The 20,620-nt window shown below is 66.4% G+C and carries 25 protein-coding genes and 1 other RNA gene; 5 read left to right on the forward strand and 21 right to left on the reverse strand.

Annotated features, from left to right (window positions below; translation table 11 throughout):
- Positions 1-101 precede the first annotated feature (101 nt).
- The 18 genes from ybgF to AMB_RS16290 form a co-directional block, all read right to left on the reverse strand.
- Complete coding sequence (gene ybgF / locus AMB_RS16205; RefSeq protein WP_231848864.1) at positions 102-1,115, reverse strand: tol-pal system protein YbgF; 1,014 nt, start codon at positions 1,113-1,115, stop codon at positions 102-104.
- A gap of 98 nt (positions 1,116-1,213) precedes the next feature.
- Complete coding sequence (pal, locus tag AMB_RS16210; protein ID WP_011385574.1) at positions 1,214-1,702, reverse strand: peptidoglycan-associated lipoprotein Pal; 489 nt, start codon at positions 1,700-1,702, stop codon at positions 1,214-1,216.
- A gap of 116 nt (positions 1,703-1,818) precedes the next feature.
- On the reverse strand, positions 1,819-2,304 hold the full coding sequence (gene pal, locus AMB_RS16215; protein ID WP_011385575.1) for a peptidoglycan-associated lipoprotein Pal: 486 nt from the start codon (positions 2,302-2,304) through the stop codon (positions 1,819-1,821).
- A 167-nt stretch (positions 2,305-2,471) separates the two neighbouring features.
- Complete coding sequence (gene tolB, locus AMB_RS16220; RefSeq protein ID WP_011385576.1) at positions 2,472-3,815, reverse strand: Tol-Pal system beta propeller repeat protein TolB; 1,344 nt, start codon at positions 3,813-3,815, stop codon at positions 2,472-2,474.
- Positions 3,812-4,753: a TonB C-terminal domain-containing protein gene (locus AMB_RS16225; RefSeq protein WP_011385577.1), complete on the reverse strand. Its 942-nt coding sequence runs from the start codon at positions 4,751-4,753 to the stop codon at positions 3,812-3,814. The genes tolB and AMB_RS16225 overlap by 4 nt, the downstream gene beginning before the upstream one ends.
- Positions 4,754-4,762: 9 nt before the next feature.
- Entirely contained in the window at positions 4,763-5,224 is a 462-nt protein-coding gene (gene tolR / locus AMB_RS16230) for a protein TolR (protein WP_011385578.1), read from the reverse strand.
- Positions 5,224-5,949 (reverse strand): protein TolQ, encoded by a 726-nt coding sequence (gene tolQ, locus AMB_RS16235; protein WP_011385579.1) that lies wholly within the window; start codon positions 5,947-5,949, stop codon positions 5,224-5,226. Before tolQ ends, tolR begins: the two co-directional genes overlap by 1 nt.
- Positions 5,950-5,954: 5 nt before the next feature.
- Entirely contained in the window at positions 5,955-6,377 is a 423-nt protein-coding gene (gene ybgC / locus AMB_RS16240; protein WP_231848865.1) for a tol-pal system-associated acyl-CoA thioesterase, read from the reverse strand.
- A 142-nt stretch (positions 6,378-6,519) separates the two neighbouring features.
- The gene (gene ruvB / locus AMB_RS16245) at positions 6,520-7,563 is read right to left on the reverse strand and encodes a Holliday junction branch migration DNA helicase RuvB (RefSeq protein ID WP_011385581.1); all 1,044 of its coding nucleotides are present in this window, start codon (positions 7,561-7,563) and stop codon (positions 6,520-6,522) included.
- Between the two features lie 280 nt (positions 7,564-7,843).
- Positions 7,844-8,482, reverse strand: coding sequence for a Holliday junction branch migration protein RuvA (ruvA, locus tag AMB_RS16255; protein ID WP_011385583.1), 639 nt, complete (start codon positions 8,480-8,482; stop codon positions 7,844-7,846).
- Positions 8,479-8,979 carry a crossover junction endodeoxyribonuclease RuvC gene (gene ruvC, locus AMB_RS16260; protein WP_011385584.1) on the reverse strand — a complete coding sequence of 167 codons (501 nt, stop codon included), beginning with the start codon at positions 8,977-8,979 and terminating at the stop codon, positions 8,479-8,481. The genes ruvA and ruvC overlap by 4 nt, the downstream gene beginning before the upstream one ends.
- Complete coding sequence (locus tag AMB_RS16265; protein WP_011385585.1) at positions 8,979-9,728, reverse strand: YebC/PmpR family DNA-binding transcriptional regulator; 750 nt, start codon at positions 9,726-9,728, stop codon at positions 8,979-8,981. Before AMB_RS16265 ends, ruvC begins: the two co-directional genes overlap by 1 nt.
- 127 nt (positions 9,729-9,855) lie before the next feature.
- The gene (locus AMB_RS16270) at positions 9,856-10,470 is read right to left on the reverse strand and encodes an MlaC/ttg2D family ABC transporter substrate-binding protein (protein WP_158303981.1); all 615 of its coding nucleotides are present in this window, start codon (positions 10,468-10,470) and stop codon (positions 9,856-9,858) included.
- 70 nt (positions 10,471-10,540) lie between these two features.
- Positions 10,541-11,359: a TIGR00282 family metallophosphoesterase gene (locus tag AMB_RS16275; protein WP_011385588.1), complete on the reverse strand. Its 819-nt coding sequence runs from the start codon at positions 11,357-11,359 to the stop codon at positions 10,541-10,543.
- Entirely contained in the window at positions 11,356-11,937 is a 582-nt protein-coding gene (locus tag AMB_RS16280; protein ID WP_043744849.1) for a 5-formyltetrahydrofolate cyclo-ligase, read from the reverse strand. Before AMB_RS16280 ends, AMB_RS16275 begins: the two co-directional genes overlap by 4 nt.
- A gap of 12 nt (positions 11,938-11,949) precedes the next feature.
- A non-coding RNA gene (gene ssrS / locus AMB_RS23775) (6S RNA) lies at positions 11,950-12,106 on the reverse strand.
- A gap of 15 nt (positions 12,107-12,121) precedes the next feature.
- A complete protein-coding gene (locus AMB_RS16285; RefSeq protein WP_011385590.1) occupies positions 12,122-12,448 on the reverse strand; it encodes a cell division protein ZapA in 327 nt (108 codons plus the stop codon).
- Between the two features lie 3 nt (positions 12,449-12,451).
- A complete protein-coding gene (locus AMB_RS16290) occupies positions 12,452-12,688 on the reverse strand; it encodes a hypothetical protein (RefSeq protein WP_231848866.1) in 237 nt (78 codons plus the stop codon).
- Between the two features lie 133 nt (positions 12,689-12,821).
- Here AMB_RS16290 and AMB_RS16295 point away from each other — a divergent pair, with 133 nt between their 5' ends.
- Both AMB_RS16295 and AMB_RS16300 read left to right on the forward strand, forming a co-directional pair.
- Positions 12,822-13,325 carry a DUF3124 domain-containing protein gene (locus tag AMB_RS16295; protein ID WP_070108701.1) on the forward strand — a complete coding sequence of 168 codons (504 nt, stop codon included), beginning with the start codon at positions 12,822-12,824 and terminating at the stop codon, positions 13,323-13,325.
- The gene (locus AMB_RS16300; RefSeq protein ID WP_011385593.1) at positions 13,322-13,648 is read left to right on the forward strand and encodes a hypothetical protein; all 327 of its coding nucleotides are present in this window, start codon (positions 13,322-13,324) and stop codon (positions 13,646-13,648) included. Before AMB_RS16295 ends, AMB_RS16300 begins: the two co-directional genes overlap by 4 nt.
- 76 nt (positions 13,649-13,724) lie before the next feature.
- Here AMB_RS16300 and AMB_RS16305 read toward each other — a convergent pair whose 3' ends face one another.
- The 3 genes from AMB_RS16305 to AMB_RS16315 form a co-directional block, all read right to left on the reverse strand.
- A complete protein-coding gene (locus AMB_RS16305) occupies positions 13,725-14,663 on the reverse strand; it encodes an electron transfer flavoprotein subunit alpha/FixB family protein (protein ID WP_011385594.1) in 939 nt (312 codons plus the stop codon).
- A gap of 139 nt (positions 14,664-14,802) precedes the next feature.
- Positions 14,803-15,552: an electron transfer flavoprotein subunit beta/FixA family protein gene (locus AMB_RS16310; protein WP_011385595.1), complete on the reverse strand. Its 750-nt coding sequence runs from the start codon at positions 15,550-15,552 to the stop codon at positions 14,803-14,805.
- 64 nt (positions 15,553-15,616) lie between these two features.
- Complete coding sequence (locus AMB_RS16315; protein ID WP_011385596.1) at positions 15,617-16,795, reverse strand: acyl-CoA dehydrogenase; 1,179 nt, start codon at positions 16,793-16,795, stop codon at positions 15,617-15,619.
- A 218-nt stretch (positions 16,796-17,013) separates the two neighbouring features.
- Here AMB_RS16315 and AMB_RS16320 point away from each other — a divergent pair, with 218 nt between their 5' ends.
- From AMB_RS16320 to AMB_RS16330, 3 genes are all read left to right on the forward strand, one after another.
- A complete protein-coding gene (locus AMB_RS16320) occupies positions 17,014-17,928 on the forward strand; it encodes a LysR family transcriptional regulator (RefSeq protein WP_043744854.1) in 915 nt (304 codons plus the stop codon).
- Positions 17,929-18,098: 170 nt separating this feature from the next.
- Positions 18,099-19,955 carry a thiamine pyrophosphate-dependent enzyme gene (locus AMB_RS16325; RefSeq protein ID WP_011385598.1) on the forward strand — a complete coding sequence of 619 codons (1,857 nt, stop codon included), beginning with the start codon at positions 18,099-18,101 and terminating at the stop codon, positions 19,953-19,955.
- A gap of 11 nt (positions 19,956-19,966) precedes the next feature.
- On the forward strand, positions 19,967-20,587 hold the full coding sequence (locus AMB_RS16330; RefSeq protein ID WP_043744857.1) for an indolepyruvate oxidoreductase subunit beta: 621 nt from the start codon (positions 19,967-19,969) through the stop codon (positions 20,585-20,587).
- The last annotated feature ends 33 nt before the right edge of the window (positions 20,588-20,620 follow it).

Here is a 20,620-nt window from a genome sequence, read left to right on the forward strand (position 1 = left end):
GAACCCATCCGGGGCCAATGCCCCGGACCCCATTTTATTTCAGGAATGGGGTTTGGGGTCCAAGGCCCCAAGCGGGTTCGGGCGGCAGCCCGATATCCCCCCTATTTGCCGCAGCCCAAACGCTGCTTGTCCCCGGTGGCGGCGCGCTTGATGCGGTCGGCCATGTCGGGATGCTCGGCGAACAGCAGGGCATAGGTGCGGCACGCCTGATCCTTCATGTCCAGGTGGCCGAACGAAGCGCCCAGCTTGTACAGCATGTCGGGAGCCTTGGTGTGCTTGGGGTACTTCTTGTAGGCCTCGCCGAATAGCTTGGCCGAGGTGGCGAAGTCCTTGCGCTGGGAGAAGGCGATGTCGCCCAGCCAGTACTGGGCGTTGCCGGCCAGCTGATGGTTGGGATAGGTCTTGAGGAAGGACCGGAATCCCTGCTCGGCCCCGTCGTAATCGCCCTTCTGGGCCAGACCATAGGCCTCCTCATAGGCGGACTGGGCGTCCTTGGGGGCGGCAGGCGGCGCCTTGGCGGCCTGGGCCTGCGCCTCGGCCTCGCCCTTCTTCAAGGCACCGGCGGGCATGGCGCCCAGATTCTGCGGGCCCGGCGCCGGGCCGTCATTGTCGGCGGAGTTGGCCCCTGGCTTGACGCCCTTGGGCGGAATCAGCACCGGCGCGCCGCTGGGCGTGGTGGCCGGGGCCGAAGCCGCCGGCATGGACATGGATTGCGGCTGGGCGGACGAGGACGAGCCGCCCTTGCCCCCCTCCAGATCCTTGAAGCGCAGATCGATATCGGCCTGCATGCGCTCCAGCTGCTTGTTCAACTGGGCCGCCTTGAAATTGGCTTCCTCGATCTTGCCGGTGAGGAAGCGGTTGGCGTCCTCCAGCTCGTTGATCCGGTCCTCCAGGCGCGACGCGGCGCTGCCCGAGACGCTGCCGTCATTGGCGGACGAGCGCACCACGGTGGAGCCGCCCCGCGCCGACTGGGACTGGAGCGTCATCAGGTCGCGTTCAAGACGTTCGATGCGATCGTAAAGAGCGCGGGTATCGCTCTGCGCCGAAGCGGGGGACACGAAGGCCGCGCCGATCAGCAGGGCCGACAAGGCGGTGGAAAGGACGAAACGGCGCACGACCAACCTCATCTTCGAAACGGATGCGGAAGAATGACTTTCCCATGGGCGCAAGGCAAGAGGCGATCCCCTGATTTCGTTCAGGCCCTCGCCCGGCCCTACTCAAGTACGGTCACGGCCCGACGGCTTTGCGCCCATGCCAAGTCATTGCTACCAAATGCCACGGGACGCTCCTTGCCCCACGAAATTATCTTGAGCCTGGCCTGAGCCACACCTTGGGCGATCAGAAATCTTTTTACCGCGTGGGCGCGGCGGTCACCGAGACCAAGATTGTATTCGCGAGTGCCGCGCTCATCGGCGTGCCCCTCGACGGTCAATTGGTAATTGGGGTAGGCCCTCAACCAGACTGCCTGCCTGGTCAGGGTGGCGAGGGCATCTGAACGAAGAGCCGAGCTGTTCGTATCGAAAAAGACCCGGTCACCGATATTAGTGACAAAATCACCAGGCGAACCAGGCAGATACCTGGTGTCCGGAAGTGCTGGCGGCGTGCCGACACAGGCCACCGACATGGACTGGGGGGCCGATTCACAGGCGGCAACCAGCAGAAGCAGCGCGATCACTGCCACATTATTCCTGATCAAAGCCATTCTCCCCACCCTGATGAGTGAGAAAGCATCAAGCACGATTCAGGCAAAAATAAGGCGCCCGCCCCTGCCGAAGCAGGGGGCGGGCGCCCCATTCTTTTCGTCCGTAAACGGCCTGATTAGTTCAGGACGGTCACGCCACGACGGTTCTGCGACCAGGCGGCCTCGTTCGAGCCCAGAGCGACGGGGCGCTCCTTGCCGTAGGAGACGGTCTTGACGCGAGCGGCGGCAATGCCGGCAGACTTCAGGTAGGAAGCCACGGCGTTGGCACGCTTCTCGCCCAGAGCCAGGTTGTACTCACGGGTGCCGCGCTCGTCGGCATGACCTTCGACGGTCAGCGAGTAGTTCGGATAGGCCTTCAGCCAGGCAGCCTGCTTGTCCAGGGTGGCCTTGGCGTCAGCGCGGAGGCTGGACTTGTCGAAGTCGAAGAACACACGGTCACCGACGTTGGCGACGAAGTCTTCCTTCGAGCCCTTGACGATACCGGAGCTGACGGCCGGAGTGGTCTGGCCAGTGCCACCCGTGTTACCGGTGTCAGAAGGAGCGGATTCGCAAGCGGCCAGCAGAGCGGCGGCGGCAACGATGGTCAGGAAACGCAGTTTCATATTTGAGGACTCCCCCTCAATGCGACGCGGGAATGGAATAAGATCGGACCTTAGAGACTACGCGCCGCCCAATCAAGGACGACACGCCCCACCAGTGACATCGTTAGCGATCGGACCCGATGTCACCGGATTAAATCCTAATCGGCGCGGACTATACAAAGATAATTCTAGGGAATCAAGGGGGACCACGCGGGATCCGAGCCGTCGACGGGCGTCAGCAGCACTCTTTCATTCACGCCGGTCAGATCGATGGTGTAAAGGCGCACCACCTGGCCCCGACCGCGCTCATCCGAAGGAGATTCCCGGAAGAAGGACAGAACCCGGCCGTTGGGCGCCCAGGTGGGGCCTTCCACCAGGAAGCCCTCGGCCAGCAGGCGCTCGCCCGAGCCGTCGGTGCGCATGACACCTATGAAGAATTGCCCACCCTTCTGCTTGGTGAAAGCAATGAGATCGCCGCGCGGGCTCCATACCGGGGTGCCGTAGCGGCCGTCGCCGAAGCTGATGCGCTGCGGGTTCGAGCCGTCGGCACTCATGGTGTAGATCTGCTGCCCGCCGCCACGATCAGATTCGAAGACGATCTGCTGGCCGTCGGGCGAATAGCTGGGTGCCGTGTCGATGGCCGGGTTCATGGTCAGCTGGCGCTTCTGGCGCGTCAGCAGGTTCATCTCGTAAATTTCGGTGTTGCCGTTCTCGGCCATGCTGAAGACGACCTTGTTGCCGTCTGGCGAGAAGCGCGGCGCGAAGGTCATGCCCGGGAAATTGCCCAGCGATTCCCGCCGGCCGGTGTCCAGGTTGAAGATGTAGACCCGGGGCACGCCCTTGAAATACGACAGATAGGTGATCTCGCGGGCGCTGGGCGAGAAGCGGGGCGTCAGCACCAGTTCCGAGCCGTCGGTGAGGAACCGGTGGTTCTCGCCATCCTGGTCCATGATGGACAGGCGCTTCTTGCGGTCGTTCTTGGGACCGGATTCCGCGATATAGACGATCTGGGTGTCGAAATAGCCGTCCTCGCCGGTCACCCGCTTGTAGATGGCGTCGGCCACCTTGTGGGACAGGCGGCGCCAATCCTGGGGCGAGGCGGACAGCGTCCAGCCGGTCATATAGGCTTCGTTGAACACGTCCCACAGGCGGAACTCCACCCGGACACGGCCGTCGGCGCCGCTTTCGATCTTGCCGCTGACCAGGGCCTCGGCATTGATGGCCTTCCAGTCGGGGAAGCGCGGTCCGGCCTGCAAGGACGCGGCGTTCTGGATGAAGGCCTTGGGATCGATGGGCTTGAACAGGCCCGACCGTTCGAGATCGGCGGAGACCACCCGGGCGATGTCGGCGCCCATGCGGTTGTCCTGGGCCGACGCACCGGCGAAATCGGGAATGGCGATGGGCAGCGGCTTCATCTGGCCGCGGGTGATGTCGATCCGCACCTCGGCCTGGGCGGGCAAGACCGCCGCAACCCCGAGGATGACGAAGACGGCGAACGCCGCGAGCGAGCGAATGCGTGACATGGTGATCATCTCCCTGCCGCAAACTTGGGGTTGAAGGCCAAAGTGAAATCCCTGAACTGGTCGTACTTGTCCACCGGAATGGGCAGCGGGCTGGCGGCGCGCACGGCGCGGCGCGCGCTGTCGGCGGCGGCCTGGTAATAGGGGTTCATCATCATTACCGGGTTCAGTTCGACCTCGGCGGCGGTGACCGTGCCGTCAGGCAGCACCGAGACCTTGATCATCACCACCAGCTTGTCGGCGTCCTTGGCTCCGGCCGGCACGTTCCAGAACCGCTCGATATGAGCGCGGATGCGGTCGCGCTCGGTCATGGAGACCGGCTCGTTGGGGTTATGCGACGCCGAACCGCGCACCGATTGCGGCGCGGTCTGGGTGGCGGTCTTGTTTTCCGGCACCGAGGGCTTGAGCTTCTCGGTGGACTTCAGAAGCTTATCCAATTCGTCCTTGGGCGTCGGCTTCTTCTTGTCCACCGACTTGAGCAGCGAATCCAGCTCGTCCTTGACGTCCTTGGGCTTCTTGGGCGGCTCGGGGCGCGGCTCGGGCTTGGGCGGCGGAGGCGGCTCCGGCTTGGGCTCGGGCTTGGGCTCGGGCTTGGGAATGGGCGCGGGCGCCGGCTCCGGCTTGGGCGGAGGGGGCGCGGGCGTGGGAGGCGGCGGCGGCGCTGGAGTGGGCGGCGGCGGCGGCTTGGGCGGCTCTGGCTTCGGCGGCTCGGGCTTGGGCGGTTCCGGCTTGGGGGGCTCGGGCTCGGCCTTCTGGGGCTCGGGCTGCGGCTTGTTGTCCTGCAAGGGCGGCGGATTGGTCTTGGCCCCGATGGGGACGATGTCGACGACGATGGGCGCCTCTTCCATGGGAATCTCGCGCCAGAACTGCGGCAGGCCGAACACCGCCAGCAGGAACAGCGCCAGATGCAACAGGCCGGAGAAGACGTAGCTTTCGCGCCGCAATTCCATGATCCGAGCCTAGCGCCCCCCCTTCTTGACCGGCTTGGCCGGCTCGGAGCCCTTGACCTCGGTGACCAGGGCGACCTTGGCGAAGCCGGCGGCGCCGAGCGTACCCATCACCTCCATCACCCGGCCGTAATCGATGCCCTTGTCGCCGCGCACGAAGATGCGGGTCTCGGGCTTCTGGGCGGTGATGGCCTGCAGCCGGGGAGCCAGTTCATCGATCTGGACCTCGGTTTCCTGAATCCAGATCTTGCCATGGGCGTCGATGGTCACCGACAGCGGCTGGTCGTCGCCCTTCAGAGGCGCCGACGAGGTCTTGGGCAGGTCCACCTGCACGCCGGCGGTCAGCAAGGGAGCGGTGACCATGAAGATCACCAGCAGCACCAGCATGACGTCGACCATGGGGGTGACGTTGATCTCGGCCACCGGCCGGAACTTGCGGGAGTGCCCCTTGCGGTTCCCCAGCGAGGCGCCCATCAGGCCTTCTCCTCGAGCTGGCGCGACAGGATGGCGCCGAATTCACCGGCGAAGTTCTCCAGACGCTTGGAATAGCGGTCCAGGTCGGTGGAGATCTTGTTGTAGGCGATCACCGCCGGAATGGCGGCCACCAGGCCCAGCGCGGTGGCGAACAGCGCCTCGGCGATGCCCGGCGCCACCACGGCCAGCGAGGTGTTCTTGGTCGCGGCGATGGACTGGAACGAGTTCATGATGCCCCACACCGTGCCGAACAGGCCGATGAACGGCGCCGTCGAGCCCACCGAGGCCAGGAAGCCCAGGCGACGCTCCAGCAATTCCATCTCGCGGCCCAGGGTGACGCTCATCACCCGGTCGATGCGCTGGGGCAGGCTAGCCCGGGTGGAATCGCGGTCGGCCAGGCCCTTGGCGGCCGAACGGCGCCATTCGCGCATGGCGGCCACGAAGATGGACGACATGGGGTCCAGCGGGCGCGAGCCGATGCGGTCGTACAGCTCTTCCAGCGAGCCGCCGGACCAGAAGGCCTCCTCGAACTGGTCGGCCCGCGTGGTCAGCTGGCGAACCTTCATCAGCTTGTCGAAGATGATGGCCCAGCACCAGAACGATGCCATGAGCAAGGCGATCATGACGAATTTGACAATGATATCGGCGCGCAGAAACAGCGCCCACATGGACAAATCCATCTGCGCCGCCGCTCCGGCCGCCCCTACTGCCTGAGAAGGATCCATAATACCTACCGCCTTTCGCTGATCCGATTCGCGAACAAATCCCTGACCGGCGCCGGAATGCGGGCCGGCTTGCCCGACAGGGTGATATAGCCCAGGCGCACCTCCAGGTGCACCAATTCAGTTCCGTCGTCCACCCGAACGATTCGCTGGTCCAGTTCTATACTGGCACCGCCGATGGAAATCACCTGGGTTTCCACCGACAGCAGATCGTCCAGCTTGGCCGGGCGACGAAAATCCAGATTGGCCGAGCGCACCGCGAAGGCGGTTCCCTCACCATCCTCCAGCATGGCCCGCTGGCTGATGCCCAGCTCGCGCACCATTTCGGTGCGCGCCCGCTCGGCGAATTTCAGATAGTTGGAGTGGTACACGATGCCGCCGGCATCGGTGTCCTCGTAATAGACGCGGACGGGGAAGGTATGGGCGTTCACGGCAACCAGCCTCCCGCCCAACCTGTCATCCCGAGCGCATGCGAGGGATCTCCGCCTGGAACGATGATGCCGACCCCGACATGGCGGAGCAGGATGAGATCCCTCCTCCCGTTGGTCGTCGGGATGACTGTCGCCATCACCATCATTCCCCCTCCTCATCCATGCGGGTCAGCAGGTCGAGCTGCACCAGCAGATCCTTGGGGGGATTGAGGCCGATATGCTTGAAGCCGGAGGCCGACAGCATGCGGCCACGCGGCGTGCGCTGGATCATGCCCTGCTGCAGCAGATAGGGCTCGACCACCTCTTCCAGGGTGTCGCGGCTTTCCGACAGCGCGGCGGCCAGGGTTTCCACCCCCACCGGCCCGCCGCCGTAATTCTCGGCGATGCAGCGCAGATAGCGGCGATCCATGGCATCCAGGCCGATGCGGTCCACCTCCAGCCGGTTCAAGGCGGCATCGGCCACCAGGGCGTCCACCGGCGAGCGCCCGGCCACGACGGCGAAGTCGCGCACCCGGCGCAGCAGACGCCCAGCGACGCGGGGCGTGCCCCGGGAGCGGCGAGCCACCTCGGCGGCGCCATCGGGGGTCAGGGCGAAGCCCAGCACACGGGCGCCACGCGACACGATGGCCTCCAGCTCGGCCGGCTCGTAGAAATTCATGCGGCAGGGAATGCCGAAGCGTTCCCGCAGTGGCGTGGTCAGCAGCCCCGAACGGGTGGTCGCCCCCACCAGGGTGAAGGGGGGAAGCTCGATGCGGACCGAACGGGCCGCCGGACCTTCGCCGATGATCAGATCCAACTGAAAATCCTCCATCGCAGGATAGAGAACTTCCTCTATGGCAGGATTAAGGCGATGGATCTCGTCGATGAACAGAACGTCACGGGGCTCGAGATTGGTCAGCAAGGCGGCCAGATCGCCCGCCCGCTGGATCACCGGACCCGAGGTGGCGCGAAAGCCTACTCCCAGTTCGCGAGCCATGATCTGCGCCAGAGTGGTCTTGCCCAGGCCGGGCGGGCCGTGGAACAGCACGTGATCCAGAGCCTCGCCCCGCGCCCTGGCGGCGCTGATGAACACCTTCAGGTTCTCGCACACCTGGCGCTGGCCGACGAAATCGTCCAGCGACTGCGGCCGCAGCGACATCTCGGCATCATTGGGGTTCTGCTCGGGCGAGACCACGCGGGAGGTCATGTCACATGCCCCTCAATCGCCGGGCGCTCACCTGCGGCTCGCTTGGCTTTCGCGGCATAAGCCGCGCCGGCCCTTGGCCGCAACTCCTCGCGGCGCTCGTCGGTCACATGCCCCTCAATCGCCGGAAACGCAGAGCCGACGGACTCGGGCTGCCGCCCGGGCCCGCATGGGGCGATGCCCCATACCCCCTTCACTTTCAAGCCAAGGGTGGGACGGGGAGGCATGGCCTCCCGGTCGGGGACCGGGGCGGAAGCCCCGAGGATGGCGGATGCCTGCCGCCTCATCCCAGCAGCCCCTTGCCCAGGTGCTTCAGGGCGGCGCGGATCAGGGCGGACGAGTCCGCCTCGTCCCCCAGCTCGCGGGCGGTCTCGCCCACCGCCTGGAAGGCCTCCAGGCGCTTGTAGCCCAGATTGACCAGGGCGGAGACGGCGTCCTCCATGCGGCCCGAGGCGGCGGGCAGCGGCGCCGAAGCCGACAGCGCGTCCTTGATCCCACCGGGAGAGAAGCCCCCCAGGGCGATCTTGCCGGCCTTGTCCTTCAACTCGGTGAGGATACGCACCGCCAGTTTCGGCCCGACGCCGTTGGCCCGGGTCAGCCCGGCCTTGTCCTGGGCCGCGATGATCTGCAGCAGCTGGTCCGGCGAGGCCACCGACAGAATGGCCAGGGCTACCTTGGCCCCAACCCCCTGCACCGTGGTCAGCAGCCGGAACCAGTCGCGCTCGCCGGTTTCCAAAAAGCCGAACAGCGAGATGGCGTCTTCCCGCACCTGGGTCTCGACGAACAGGGCGGCGGCGGTGCCGGTCTCCAGCCGCGCCAGGGTCTTGGACGAGCAGGCCACCAGATAGCCGACGCCGTTGCAATCCACCACGGCCCAGTCGTCGCCGAGGGAATCGATCAGGCCCTTCAGCTTGGCGATCATCGCGCCACCGCCCGCGCCAGCTTCTGCTGCGTGCCCCGGTGATGGGCGTGGCAGATGGCCACCGCCAGGGCATCGGCGGCATCGGCCGTGGCGGCCAAACAGCCGGGCAGCAAGGTCTTGACCATCATGCCCACCTGTTCCTTGGCGGCGCGCCCGGTTCCCACCACCGATTGCTTGACCAGGGTGGCGGCGTATTCGCCCACCGGCAGGCCGGATTTGGCGGGAACCAGCAGCACCACGCCCCGGGCCTGGCCCAGCTTCAGGGTGCTGGCGGGGTTCATGTTGACGAAAGTCTCCTCCACCGCCGCCTCGTCGGGGGAGAAATCGGCGATCACCGCCATGATGCCGTCATGGAGCTGAACCAGGCGCTCGGCCAAAGCGGCGGAGGCATCGGGACGGATCACTCCGTCGGCCACATGGCGCAGACGGTTGTCGACCGCATCGATGATGCCCCAGCCGGTATTGCGCAACCCAGGATCAAGCCCCAGGATTCTCATCAGCCGAGCTTTTCCATGATGTCGTCGGGGATCTCGAAATTGGCCTGGACCCGCTGGACGTCGTCGTTGTCCTCCAGGGTGTCCAGCAGTTTCAGCAGGGTCCGGGCGGTCTCCTCGTCGGCCACCGGCACCGTGGTCTGGGGCTTCCAGTCGAGACGGGCGTATTCCGGCGTGCCGAACTTGGCTTCCAGGGCGTCGCGCACCGCGCCCAGGTCGTCGGGGGCGCACGTGATCTCGTGGCCGTCCTCGTCGGATTCCACATTGTCCGCACCGGCGTCGAGCGCCCCTTCGAACATGGCCTCGGCCCCGGCGGCGGAGGCCGGGTAGCGGATGGCGCCCACCCGGTCGAACATGAACGACACGGAATTGGTCTCGCCCAGCGCGCCGCCGTTCTTGTTGAAGGCGGTCCGCACCTCGGTGGCGGTGCGATTGCGGTTGTCGGTCAGGCCCTCGACGATGATGGCCACCGAGCCGGGGCCATAGCCCTCGTAACGCACTTCCTCGTAATTGGTGCCGTCCTCGCCGCCGGCACCGCGCTTGATGGCGCGGTCCATGGTGTCCTTGGACATGTTGGCGGCGCGGGCGGCGACGATGGCGGCGCGCAGGCGTGGATTGGCCGCCGGGTCAGGCATGCCGGATTTGGCCGAAACCGTCAGTTCGCGGATCAGCTTGGTGAAGACCTTGGCACGCTTGGCGTCCTGCGCGCCCTTGCGATGCATGATGTTCTTGAACTGTGAATGCCCGGCCATTTTCCGCCACCAAATCCCGATGAAATGAAGATCGACCGGTGCCTATACCACATGTTGTGGCAAAGCAACAGGCATCACGCCGCCAACGCGGCATGTCTCCCGGGATCGGCTCGAAAAAAAGCGAGGATCAGCGGCCGGCGGCCGGGACCATGGCGATCTTCTTGCGCATGGCGTCAAGCAGCACGTCGAGATTGCCGCCCGCCCCCCTGACCACGGAGGTGAAGTCAGAGCGGATGGTGGTGACCAGCCCCACCCCCTCGGCGATGGCGTCGGAAATCACCAGCTTGCCCGCCGGGCTGCGCGAGATGACGAAGGACAGGTCGACGCCCTCCTCGGCCGGTTGCATGATGCGGGCCTTGACCACCACGCCATCGGCCATCTCCTCGCTGCCCAGAAACAACACCTGGGTCGAGCCCGACTTGTTGTCGATCAGCTCGGCATAGGTGGCGACGAAGAACGGGATCAGCAGAGAGACGAAGCTATCCTTCTGCGGCTCGGTCGCCTTGCGCCAGTAGCGGCCGAGAATCAGTTCGGATTCATAGGCGATGTCGCCGTATTTGGACACCAGGGCGGAGACCTTGTCGCGGCTGACCTCGCGGCTAAACGGCCCGCCGGCAAAGGCCGCCGTCGCATCCGCGACGGCCTGCTTGACCAGGGCCTCGGCCGCCGGGCCATCGCCCGCCCGGGCCGGCTGAACCACCAGAAGCAAGGACACGACCAGCAAACCCATCAGACGCAGCATGATCATCGTCCCTCCTCATGTTCGGCAAAACGGTGCCGGACCATATAGACATCCCCCTGACCGAAAGCTTTCACCAGTCGGGCCAACACTCCGCCAGGCGTCCGCCCAGGCGCAGCGGCGCGACGCGCCGGGCCAGGCCGGTGCGGTCGTCGGTTTCCACCATCACCGCGCACAGGGTCCCCGGCCCCTCGGCCGGCGACAGGCGCTCGCCCGGGATCTTGCGCACGAACTTGAAGATGGCGGCATCCTTCTTCATGCCGATCACCGAATCATAGTCGCCGCACATGCCCGCGTCGGTCTGGTAGGCGGTGCCCTTGGCCAGGATCTGGCAATCGGCGGTCGGCACGTGGGAATGGCTGCCCACCACCAGACTGGCCCGCCCGTCCGAGAGGTGCCCCAGCGCCATCTTCTCGCTGGACGCCTCGGCGTGGACATCAACGATGATGGCATCGACGCCGCCGGCGCCCATGCGGGCCTTGGCCAGCACGGAGTCCAGCGCGGTGAAGGGGTCGTCCAGAGGGTCCATGAACAGCCGGCCCATGACCTGAACCACCATCACCTTGCGCCCGCGGGGACCCGCAAAGACCCCGGTTCCGTGACCCGGCGTGCCGGAAGGGTAGTTGAGCGGCCGCAGCACGCGGGCCTCGCCATCCAGGAAGGGGATGATCTCGCGCTGGTCCCAGGTGTGGTTGCCCAGGGTCACCACATCCACCCCGACGGCGAAAAAATCCTCGCAGATCTTGGGCGTGATGCCGAAGCCGTGGGCGGCGTTCTCGCCATTGACGACGATGAAGTCGGGGGAAAGGCGGTTCTTGATCTCGGCCATGCGCCCGACGATCACGTCGCGGCCCGAACGGCCGACCACGTCACCCATGTACAGAAGTCTCATTTAGCGGCCGTCACGATCACGCCATGCTCCGTGGCTATGAGATCCAAAGCGATATCCCAGGGGTCGGTGGGAACAGTGTCCACCTCCTGGGCGGCGAAGGCCAGCCCGATGGCGCACACCGCGCCATCCCGGCGCAACTGGCCCAAGGTCCGGTCATAGTAGCCGCCGCCATAGCCCAGACGGAACCCCCTTGTATCGAAGGCCAGTAGCGGCACCAGCAGGACTTGCGGACCGACGGGGGGGCGGGCGACGGGGTGCCATGTGCCGTGGGGGCCGGGCTCCAGCGCCTCTCCGGGGCTCCACGGGCGGAATTCCAGGATGCCGCCGCTTTGGGTCACGGTGGGCAGGGCCAGTACATGGCCGCGCGCCGCCAGCGCATCCATCAGGGGCCGCGGGTCAATCTCGTCGCCCAGCGGCCAATACCCCGCTACCACCATTGCAGGGGCCAGTCCCAGGGCATCGGCCAGCCCCGCCAGGGCCCGGGCCGCGGCCGGGCCGCGCACCGCCGCCTCACGCCGCGTGTGGCGGGCGATCCGTCGCAATTCCATCTTGCTGGGCGCGGGGGAAATCTCGGTCATGGCATCAGTGGAGCGGCGCCGCCTCGGCCGTTGGCCTGCAAGTCCTCCGTGGCCTGCTTACGCAGGTGGGTGGCCATATACCGGAACCAGGGCTCCGGCAGGGACAGCCCCCGAGAGGAAGATATTGGCCCCAGGGACGTTGGCTGCCTGACGCACCGCGCAGCAGACCGCTCCATCCCTGAAGCTAGGCCCTTTCCAGGCGCATCGCAATGGCTTCGATGCGGCGCGTCAGCGAATCGATCAGCCCGGCCAGCTTGGTGTCGCCCTCGGCGGCGGCGCCCACCTCGGTGCCGATCTTGGACAGCTCCTCCCGGGCCTCGGCCAGTTCGTCGGCCAGCAGCAGGCCGACCATGACCAGCAGGCGGGTATCGCTGACCGCCCCCACCGAGGACAGCAGGTGCTGGGCACGGGCATCCACCTCGCGCCCCAGGACGTGGACCCGGGCCACCTGGGAATCGTCGCAGGCGATGTCGTAGACCCGGCCGTTGATGGTGACGTTGACGACAGCCACGGCTCAGTCCTCCAGCAGGTCGCGCAAGCGGTCGATAGTGGCGTCCAGGCGGGTGGAGACCACGCGGGTGGTTTCCTCCAGCTTGGCGTAATCGTCGCGGGCGCCGCGCAGCTCGCCGGCCAGCAGCAGATCGCCGGCCCCCACCCGGGCCGAAGCGGATTCGAGACGGTCGATGGCGGCGCCCAGGCGGCGCATGGCCTCTTCGGTGCGTTGCAAGCTCTGCCCCTGACGCTGTTCCACGATCCATCCCCATGTTCCGGAATCGACGTCGAAGGTATGGCCGAAGGGCAAAGGAGTCAACAAAGGCTGGGTTGATCGGGGCCAAGCCAGACGATACCCTCTTCCAACCTGATTCTCATGAAGGATGGAATCCATGCGCTCCGCCCTGAAGGCCGCCCTGTTCGCCGCCGCGATTCTCGCCTCCCCGGCGGTCATGTCTTCGGCGGCCCAGGCGGAGCCGCCGCTGCCACTGTCCAAGGGCCAGACCCTCTACGTGCCGGTCTATTCCCACATCTCCCACGGCAATCTCGACGGACGGAGCAAGCCGTCCGAACTGCTGCTGTCCTCCATGCTCAGCCTGCGCAATGCCGACCCCAGCCACCCCATCACCATCAGGGCGGCACGCTATTACGACACCGACGGCAAGATGCTGCGCGACTACCTGACCAAGCCGCTGACCCTGGCCCCCATGGGATCGAGCGAGCTGTTCGTGGAACACAGGGACAAGAGCGGCGGCAGCGGAGCCAATTTCGTGGTGGAGTGGACATCCGACCGACCGGTCAACCCACCGGTCATCGAGACGGTCAACGCCTATTTCTTCGGCACCCAGTCGGTGGCCTTCACCAGCCCCGGCCGCCCCATCTCGCCCAATCCGTGACGCCGGTCACCGTCCAGTCCCTGGATCAGGCCCGCACCGCGCTGCGGGCTGCCGATCCTGACCGACCGGTCAGACTGCAAAGCCCCCCCGGCGCCGCCGGGCAGCACGGAATCGGCTGGTGGCTGGCCCTGACCCGTCTTCTGGCCGAGGAGTTTCCCCAGCGGGAAATGGAGGCGGTGCTGGATTGCGGCGATGCCCCGGGGGCGGTTCTGGCGGCGCTTCGGGCCGGCGTGCCGCTGGTCCGGGCCAGCGGTCTGCCCGACGAGATGCGGGACAGGCTGGCCGACATTGCCCGGCGGATGGGAGCGCGATTGCTGGCCTGAACGCCGGCGATTCGGGATACGTCAAGAAAATGCGGGGGCGGGCCTGTGCCGGGCCCGCCCCCGCCAGTCAGCGGCCTCAGGGAGACTGGAGGGCCGCGGTGAATTCCGGCAACACCTTGAAGAGATCCGCGACCAGGCCGTAATCGGCGACCTGGAAGATGGGGGCCTCTTCGTCCTTGTTGATGGCGACGATGACCTTGGAATCCTTCATGCCGGCCAGGTGCTGGATGGCGCCCGAGATGCCGACGGCGATGTAGAGGTCGGGCGCGACGATCTTGCCGGTCTGGCCCACCTGGAAGTCGTTGGGCACGAAGCCGGCGTCCACGGCGGCGCGCGAGGCACCGACTGCGGCGCCCAGCTTGTCGGCCACGGCTTCCAGCAGGTGGAAGTTGTCGCCCGACTGCATGCCGCGACCGCCCGAGATGATGATCCGGGCCGAGGTCAGTTCCGGACGCTCGGACTTGGACAGCTGGCTGCCGACGAAGGACGACAGGGCCGGATCGGCGGCGGCCGACACGGCTTCCACGGCGGCGGAGCCGCCCTCGGCCTTGGCGGCCTCGAAGCCGGTGCCGCGCACGGTGATCACCTTGACCGCGTCCTTGGACTGCACGGTGGCCAGGGCGTTGCCGGCATAGATCGGCCGCACGAAGGTATCGGGCGACACCACGGCGGTGATCTCGGAGATCTGCGCCACGTCCAGCAGGGCGGCGACGCGGGGCGCCACGTTCTTGCCCCCCGTGGTGGCCGGGGCCAGGATGTGGGAATAGGACCCGGCAAGACTCACCACCAGGGCGGCCAGCGGCTCGGCCAGATGGTTGGCGTAAAGGGCGGCGTCGGCCGACAGCACCTTGGCGACGCCCGCCACCTTGGCGGCGGCCTCGGCCACCGCGCCGATGCCCGAGCCGGCCACCAGCACATGCACGTCGCCGCCGATCTTGGAAGCGGCGGAAACGGTGTTCAGCGTGGCGGATTTGAGAGCGCCGCCTTCATGTTCCGCGATAACCAGAATGGTCATGTCTTTTCGTTCCTTGTCCTGGCCACGTCGGGGCTTCCGCCCCGCACCCCGACCGGGGAAGACCCCGGACCCCTTTTGAATTCAAGGGGGGTTTGGGGCATCGCCCCAAATGGGTCCGGGCAATCGCCCGGTCGTGCCGTCAGATCACCTTGGCTTCGTTCTTCAGCTTGTCGACCAGGGCGGCCACGTCGGCCACCTTGATGCCGGCGCTGCGCTTGGGCGGCTCGGCCACCGACAGCGTCACTAGGCGCGGCGCCACGTCGACGCCCAGATCGGCCGGCGACACCGTGTCGATGGGCTTCTTCTTGGCCTTCATGATGTTGGGCAGCGAGGCATAGCGCGGCTCGTTGAGGCGCAGGTCGGTGGTCACCACCGCCGGCAGCTTCAGCGACACCGTCTCCAGCCCGCCGTCCACCTCGCGGGTGACGGTGATGGCATCGGCGCCGATCTCCACCTTGCTGGCGAAGGTGCCCTGGGCACAGCCCAGCAGCGCCGCCAGCATCTGGCCGGTCTGGTTGGAATCGTCGTCGATGGCCTGCTTGCCCAGGATGATCAGCCCGGGAGCCTCCTTGGCCACCAGCGCCTTCAAGACCTTGGCCACGCCCAGGGGCTGGACCTCGTCATCGGTCTGGACCAGCACGCCACGGTCGGCGCCCATGGCCAGCGCCGTGCGCAGCGTCTCCGACGCGGCGGCCGGGCCGATGGAGACCACCACCACTTCCGTGGCCTTGCCCGCTTCCTTGAGGCGAACCGCCTCCTCAACCGCGATCTCGTCGAACGGGTTCATGGAGAACTTCACGTTCTGGGTCTCGACGCCCGAACCGTCCGACTTCACCCGAATCTTCACGTTGTAATCGATCACACGCTTGATCGCGACCAACACCTTCATGACTGCATCACCCTCTTGAAGTTCGGCCGGGCATCGCTGCCCGGCCGGTATCGTGGCTTCAGGTTCAGGAGAACGCCTGGATGCCGGTCATGGCCCGACCCAGGATCAGGGCATGGACGTCGTGGGCACCTTCGTAGGTGTTCACGGTCTCCAGATTCACCATGTGGCGGATGACGTGGAACTCTTCCGAGATGCCGTTGCCGCCGTGCATGTCGCGGGCCATGCGGGCGATGTCCAGCGCCTTGCCGCAGTTGTTGCGCTTGATCAGCGACACGGCCTCGGGCGCCCAGGTGTGGTCGTCCATCATGCGGCCGACGCGCACGCAGGCCTGCAGGCCCAGGGTGATCTCGGTCATCATGTTGGCCAGCTTCAGCTGGGGGATCTGGTTGGCGGCCAGGGGGCGGCCGAACTGCTTGCGGTCCAGCATGTACTGGCGCGCCGCGTGCCAGCAGAACTCGGCGGCGCCGATGACGCCCCAGGCGATGCCGTAGCGGGCCTTGTTGAGGCAGCCGAACGGACCACCCAGGCCGGACGCGTTGGGCATCAGCGCCTCGTCGGGGACGAAAGCCTCGTCCAACACGATCTCGCCGGTGATGGAGGCACGCAAGGAGAGCTTGCCCTCGATCTTCGGCGTGGTGAAGCCCTTGATACCCTTCTCGACGATGAAGCCCTTGATCTTGCCCTCATGGGCGTCGGACTTGGCCCAGACGATGGCGATGTCCGAGATGGGGGAATTGGTGATCCACATCTTGGAACCGGTCAGCAGATAGCCGCCGTCCACCTTCTTGGCGCGGGTGCGCATGCCGCCCGGATCGGAGCCGGCGTCGGGCTCGGTCAGGCCGAAACAGCCGATGATCTCGCCGGTGGCCAGACGGGGCAGATACTTCTTCTTCTGCTCCTCGGTGCCGTAGCTGAAGATGGGGTGCATCACCAGCGACGACTGCACGCTCATGGCCGAGCGATAGCCGGAATCCACCCGCTCCACTTCGCGGGAGATCAGGCCGTAGGCCACGTGGTTGACGCCCGGCCCGCCGTATTCCTCGGGGATGGTGGGGCCAAGCAGGCCCATCTCGCCCATCTCGTTCATGATCTCGCGGTCGAAGGTCTCGTCGCGGAACGCCTTCATCACGCGCGGCTGAAGCTTCTCCTGGCAATAGGCGTGCGCCGAGTCGCGGATCAGCTTCTCGTCTTCGGAAAGCTGGTCTTCCAGGAGAAAGGGGTCGTCCCACTTGAAATGCTGCACGGTATGTCTCCCATACGATGATGAATGGCACTGGGCGCACCATGGCCCATGGGAGCCATTATGAGAAAAATATCTTTTCTATGGATGTCATAACGTTTCATTATATGTCCGTCATTCGTCCCGCCGAATGACGGCAAGGCCAAGGGCCGCCGCGGCTTATGCCGCGAGAGCCAAGTCCGCCGGAGGTGGACGCCCGGCGACTGAGGGCATGCAGAACCATGGATATCCGCCAGCTCCGCTATTTCTTAGGCATCGTCGAACACGGCTCGCTGACCAAGGCGGCCGAGGCGCTGCACGTGGCCCAGCCGGCGCTGAGCCTGCACCTGAAGCGGCTGGAGGAGGAGTTCGGCTGTCCGCTGGTGCACCGCACGGCGCGCGGCGTGGTGCCCACCGAGAGCGGCCTGCGCCTCGCCGTGCGCGCCGGAGTGCTGGTCGAGCGCATGGCCAACCTGAAGGACGAGATCCGGGGCCTGGAAGCGGCCCCGGCCGGTCCGGCGGTGATCGGCATTCCCACCTCGCTGGGTCCCATGCTGACCGTGCCCCTGGCCCTGGCGGTGCGTCGCCTTCACCCCTCCATCCATCTGCGGGTGGTGGAGGGCCTGTCCGGCCACATGCTGGAATGGGTGCTGTCGGGCTCGGTGGACATGGCCCTGGTGTTCGGCTCGGAACATCCGGCGGGCCTCGCCACCCGCTTCATCGCCCGCGAGCGCCTGGCCCTGGTGGGCCCCAAGGACGATCCGCTGCTGAATGGCCGTCGCGACATGGACCTGGCCCACGTCCTCGCCCTGCCGCTGATCCTGCCCGGCCGCCCCCACGGGGTGCGGGCCGAGGTGGAACGGGCCGGACGCGCCCTGGGGACCGAGCCCAGCGTGGTGATCGAGATCGACGCCCTGGACCAGATCAAGGCCCTGGTCGCCGCCGGGGCCGGCTATACCGTGCTGTCCGAGCGCTATGCCCGTTTCGGCGCCGAAGCGGCGAACCTGGACGCCCTGCCCATCGTCGGCCCGGAAATCGAACGCACCATCTCCCTGGCCCACGCCCTGGGACGCCCCCTGTCCCTTGCCGCCAGGGCGGTGCACGCCATCGCCGTGGAGCATCTGGATCTGTTGACCACCGACGGCCGGTGGAAATGATACACTAAATCTTGTTTCGAGTATCGTTTCGTAACGTAATCCCGTAAAATGGATGTGCATTCTGCTTCCGGTGAAGCCCCCGACGGTGTTAGGCTCCAGCCTTTTCCGCGGCCAAGAGAGGGCAAGCCCCCGCCTCCGCGGATGATACCGGAGAGCGTGAGGAGCTGTTCATGTCCGCTGCCGTTCAGGCCAAGCCGCAATCGCGGATTTTGTTGTCGGGTAACGATGCCATCGCCCGGGGCGTGTGGGAGGCCGGCGCCAAGGTGGCCGCCGCCTATCCCGGCACCCCCTCGACCGAGATTCTGGAGAGCCTGTCGCTCTATCCCGATCTTTACGCCGAATGGTCGGTGAACGAGAAGGTGGCCATGGAAGTGGCCATCGGCGGCTCCATGTCGGGGGCGCGCTCGTTCTGCGCCATGAAGCATGTGGGTCTCAACGTCGCCTCGGATGCCTTCATGACGGTGACCGTGGCCGGCGTGATCGGCGGCCTGGTGATCGCCGTGGCCGACGACGTGGGCATGTCGTCCTCCCAGAACGAGCAGGATTCGCGCTTCTGGGGCCGCTTCGCCCATGTGCCGGTGCTCGAGCCCGCTGATTCCCAGGAAGCCTACGAGATGGCCAAGTACGCCTTCGAGCTGTCGGAGGCTTACAACACGCCCGTCATCCTGCGTCTGACCACCCGCGTCTGTCACGTCAAGGCGGTGGTGCAGGTGGGCGAGAAGGTCGCCCACGATATCGGCGGCTTCAAGTCCGACGCGCGCCGCTGGGTGATGACGCCCGCCAATGCCAAGGGCCTGCTGCCCGCCCAGATCGCCCGCGAAGGCAAGCTGCAGGCGCTGGCCGAGGCCTCGCCCATGAACTTCCTGGACGACGGCCCGGACAAGCGGGTGGGCTTCGTCACCTCGGGCCCCGCCTATATGCATGTGCGCGAGAGCTTCCCCGACGCCCCGGTGCTGAAGCTGGGCTTCACCTATCCGGTGCCCGTGGCCCTGGTGGAAAAGCTGGCCGCGCAGGTGGAGCATCTGGTGGTGGTCGAAGAGACCGAGCCGCTGATGGAGCAGGAGCTGAAGGCCGCCGGCCTGCAGGCCATTCACGGCAAGGACCTGCTGCCCCGTCTGGGCGAGCTGACTCCCAACGTGCTGATTCCGGCCATCAAGACCTTCCTGGGTGAGCCGCTGCCGCCCACCACCACCTACCCCAAGTTCGATCCCTTCCCCCGGCCGCCGACCATGTGCGCCGCCTGTCCCCATATGGGCGTGTATTACTCGCTGGCCCGCATGCGCAAGAACGTCCAGATCTCGGGCGATATCGGCTGCTACACCCTGGGCGCCGGCCATCCGTGGAACGCGCTGGACAGCACCATCTCCATGGGCGCCTCCATGGGCATCGCGCTCGGCATGGACAAGGCCCGCACGGAAGAGACCAAGGACAAGGCCGTGGTCGCGGTGATCGGCGATTCCACCTTCCTGCACATGGGCATGCAGGGCCTGCTGGACATCGTCTACAACCGGGGCAACGTCACCGTCCTGATCCTCGACAACCGCACCACCGGCATGACCGGCGGCCAGAACCATGCCGGCACCGGCAAGGGACTGAAGGGCGACGACACGCCCCGCGTCGATTTCGCCAAGCTGGTCGAGGCCCTGGGCGTCAAGCCCGAGCGCATCTCCAAGATCGACCCCTACGTGCTGCCGGTGGTGTTCAAGACCATCAAGCAGGAAACCGCCATCCCCGAGGTCTCGGTGATCATCACCGACCGGCCCTGCGTGCTGTCCGAGTTCTATACCAAGATCGAGCCCTACAAGGTGATCGACGAGGATTGCACCGGCTGCGGCAACTGCATCAACGTGGGCTGTCCCGCCATCACGGTGAAGCGTTCGGAATCCAAGGTCCGTCCCGACGGCAAGGTCAACGAACTGAAGTTCACCACCATCGACACCGCCATGTGCACCGGCTGCCACATGTGCGTGGAATCGTGCGGCCCCAAGGCCATCGTGCTGGCCAAGCCCGCCGCGGCGGCTGAGTGAGGAAAGAAGCCATGACTGACGTCATTACCAATATCCTCGTCTGCGGCACCGGTGGCCAGGGCGTGATGACCGCCGCCGAGATCCTGTCCCAGGCCGCCATGGCCCGTGGCCTGGACTGCAAGAAGTCGGAAGTGGCCGGCATGGCCCAGCGCGGCGGCGTGGTCACCAGCCACGTGCGCTTCGGCAAGCGGGTCTGGTCGCCCGTCATCACGCCGGGCACCGCCGACATCCTGGTCGCCTTCGAGGTGGCCGAGGGCTCGCGCTGGGCCGACATGCTGCGCCCCGGCGGCGTGGCCATGGTCAATACCATCCGCCTGGTGCCGCCGGTGGTCTCGGCCGGGCTGTTCAAGTACCCGGACGATCCGGTGGCCCAGATGCGGGCGGCGGGCGTCACCGTCTATGATTTCGACGCCGGCGCCATCGCCCGCGAGCTGGGCGACCTGCGCCTGATCAACACCATCATGCTGGGCGCCATCGCCGATTACCTGCCCTTCCCCGCCGCCGAGCTGGAAGAGCAGATCGTCGGCCGCTTCCGCGAGCGCAAGCCCGCCATGGTCGAGGTCAACCAGAAGGCGTTCGCCGCCGGCCGCGATGCGGCGGGCAGCGCCAAGGCCAAGACTTCGGCCGCTTAAGTATTTATCGCCCTTTGGCATTCTCACCGGCTT

This window comes from Paramagnetospirillum magneticum AMB-1, from assembly GCF_000009985.1.
Lineage (GTDB): Bacteria > Pseudomonadota > Alphaproteobacteria > Rhodospirillales > Magnetospirillaceae > Phaeospirillum > Phaeospirillum magneticum.

What these genes read in the sequence shown, in the direction of transcription:
- pal (WP_011385574.1), bottom strand. Translation starts at nt 1,702, where the DNA reads ATGGCTTTGATCAGGAATAATGTGGCAGTGATCGCGCTGCTTCTGCTG.
- pal (WP_011385575.1), bottom strand. Translation starts at nt 2,304, where the DNA reads ATGAAACTGCGTTTCCTGACCATCGTTGCCGCCGCCGCTCTGCTGGCC.
- tolB (WP_011385576.1), bottom strand. Translation starts at nt 3,815, where the DNA reads ATGATCACCATGTCACGCATTCGCTCGCTCGCGGCGTTCGCCGTCTTC.
- AMB_RS16225 (WP_011385577.1), bottom strand. Translation starts at nt 4,753, where the DNA reads ATGGAATTGCGGCGCGAAAGCTACGTCTTCTCCGGCCTGTTGCATCTG.
- tolR (WP_011385578.1), bottom strand. Translation starts at nt 5,224, where the DNA reads ATGGGCGCCTCGCTGGGGAACCGCAAGGGGCACTCCCGCAAGTTCCGG.
- tolQ (WP_011385579.1), bottom strand. Translation starts at nt 5,949, where the DNA reads ATGGATCCTTCTCAGGCAGTAGGGGCGGCCGGAGCGGCGGCGCAGATG.
- ruvB (WP_011385581.1), bottom strand. Translation starts at nt 7,563, where the DNA reads ATGACCTCCCGCGTGGTCTCGCCCGAGCAGAACCCCAATGATGCCGAG.
- ruvA (WP_011385583.1), bottom strand. Translation starts at nt 8,482, where the DNA reads ATGATCGCCAAGCTGAAGGGCCTGATCGATTCCCTCGGCGACGACTGG.
- ruvC (WP_011385584.1), bottom strand. Translation starts at nt 8,979, where the DNA reads ATGAGAATCCTGGGGCTTGATCCTGGGTTGCGCAATACCGGCTGGGGC.
- AMB_RS16265 (WP_011385585.1), bottom strand. Translation starts at nt 9,728, where the DNA reads ATGGCCGGGCATTCACAGTTCAAGAACATCATGCATCGCAAGGGCGCG.
- AMB_RS16270 (WP_158303981.1), bottom strand. Translation starts at nt 10,470, where the DNA reads ATGCTGCGTCTGATGGGTTTGCTGGTCGTGTCCTTGCTTCTGGTGGTT.
- AMB_RS16275 (WP_011385588.1), bottom strand. Translation starts at nt 11,359, where the DNA reads ATGAGACTTCTGTACATGGGTGACGTGGTCGGCCGTTCGGGCCGCGAC.
- AMB_RS16280 (WP_043744849.1), bottom strand. Translation starts at nt 11,937, where the DNA reads ATGACCGAGATTTCCCCCGCGCCCAGCAAGATGGAATTGCGACGGATC.
- AMB_RS16295 (WP_070108701.1), top strand. Translation starts at nt 12,822, where the DNA reads ATGCGCTCCGCCCTGAAGGCCGCCCTGTTCGCCGCCGCGATTCTCGCC.
- AMB_RS16305 (WP_011385594.1), bottom strand. Translation starts at nt 14,663, where the DNA reads ATGACCATTCTGGTTATCGCGGAACATGAAGGCGGCGCTCTCAAATCC.
- AMB_RS16310 (WP_011385595.1), bottom strand. Translation starts at nt 15,552, where the DNA reads ATGAAGGTGTTGGTCGCGATCAAGCGTGTGATCGATTACAACGTGAAG.
- AMB_RS16320 (WP_043744854.1), top strand. Translation starts at nt 17,014, where the DNA reads ATGGATATCCGCCAGCTCCGCTATTTCTTAGGCATCGTCGAACACGGC.
- AMB_RS16325 (WP_011385598.1), top strand. Translation starts at nt 18,099, where the DNA reads ATGTCCGCTGCCGTTCAGGCCAAGCCGCAATCGCGGATTTTGTTGTCG.
- AMB_RS16330 (WP_043744857.1), top strand. Translation starts at nt 19,967, where the DNA reads ATGACTGACGTCATTACCAATATCCTCGTCTGCGGCACCGGTGGCCAG.